This window comes from Nocardia sp. NPDC059236 (genome assembly GCF_042754085.1).
Taxonomy (GTDB): Bacteria; Actinomycetota; Actinomycetes; order Mycobacteriales; family Mycobacteriaceae; genus Nocardia.
In genome coordinates this window covers 1-1,146 of record NZ_JBHZAF010000100.1, presented here as the reverse complement: position 1 = coordinate 1,146, position 1,146 = coordinate 1, and the positions used below count along the sequence as shown (strand labels likewise).

Sequence of the window (1,146 nt, the reverse complement as noted above, 5' to 3'; positions counted from 1 at the left end):
GGGCACCCCACCTGTACGGGACGCGCGAAGACCACCTCCTGCCCGACGACGAGCTGCGCGAGCTGGTCAGCGACCTGGGCGGTCTCGACCGGGACCGGGCCGTCGACGCCGCCTACTTCGAGCGCAGGCTGCCGGTGCTGCGCGCCGACCTTCGGGTGTGCGAGACGTACCGATGGCGACCACGTGCGCCGCTGCGGTGCCCGATGACGGCCTTCTCCGCCTCCCGGGACGCCCTCGCCTCCGCGCCGCAGACGGAGGCGTGGCGTGCGTACACCTCCGGGTCCTTCCTGCGCCGTCACCTGGACGGCGGCCACTTCTTCCTGAACGGCGGCCCCTCCCGGGACCGACTGCTGCGGCAGCTGCGCGACGAGCTCGACCACGTGCGCACAGGACCGGACGCCGGACCTCAGCCCGTCAACGCGCGAAGGAACGCACCATGGACCTCTTGAGTCTCGCCACCACCGTTCGCAGCCGCGTCGAGGAGCCCGTCACCGACCTGCTGCAGATACTGAAAGTGCTGAGCAATCCGCGACTACCGGTGCTGCTCGCGCTCTCCAAGGGGCTGATCGAGCCGACCTACCGGCTGGCCTTCTTGGCGTCCGCCTCCAACTCGGGGGTCCGGCCGTGCGACCTGGAGTCGCTGGCCGACAGGCTCCAGATCGGCCCGGCCGAGAAGGACCGGCTCCGCGCCTGGCTCGACATGGGCGTCAAGCTCGGTGACTTCGGTACCGGCGAGGGCTGCTACCGGCTCAACAGCTTCACGGCGAAGTTCCTGGCACAGCCGGGCAACGACGCGGTCGCCGCCGCGCTGGAGGAAGTGATCCGCTTCCATGTGCCGGCACTGCTGCACGGACCGAACATGCTGCGCGGCGGCGAGCGCTTCTCGCTGGACGACCAGGACGGCGCGGTCATCGCCCGCTCCACCCGGGTCGTCGAGTCCTTCGTGGAGGCGGCCGTCGACCGCAACCTGGAGCGCTCCCGGCCGGTGCGGCTGCTGGAGGTCGGCTGCGGCAGCGGGACGTACGTACGCCACGCCGCCCGGCTCAACCCCAGGCTCTCGGCGCTCGCCATCGACATGCAGAAGAACGTCGCCGATCAGGCCGCCTCCAACATGGCCGAGTGGGGGCTCACGGACCGGGTCGAGAC

At 71.0% G+C, this 1,146-nt stretch carries 2 protein-coding genes; both read left to right on the top strand.

The genetic code is table 11. From position 1 onward, the window contains the following. Positions 1-449: thioesterase II family protein (locus ACFXIV_RS48190; protein WP_379421574.1), on the top strand; the 449-nt coding region annotated here is incomplete at its 5' end. Further along, positions 437-1,146, top strand: a 710-nt coding sequence (locus ACFXIV_RS48185; RefSeq protein ID WP_379421573.1) for a hypothetical protein, incomplete at its 3' end; no start/stop codon positions are given. The genes ACFXIV_RS48190 and ACFXIV_RS48185, both read left to right, overlap by 13 nt.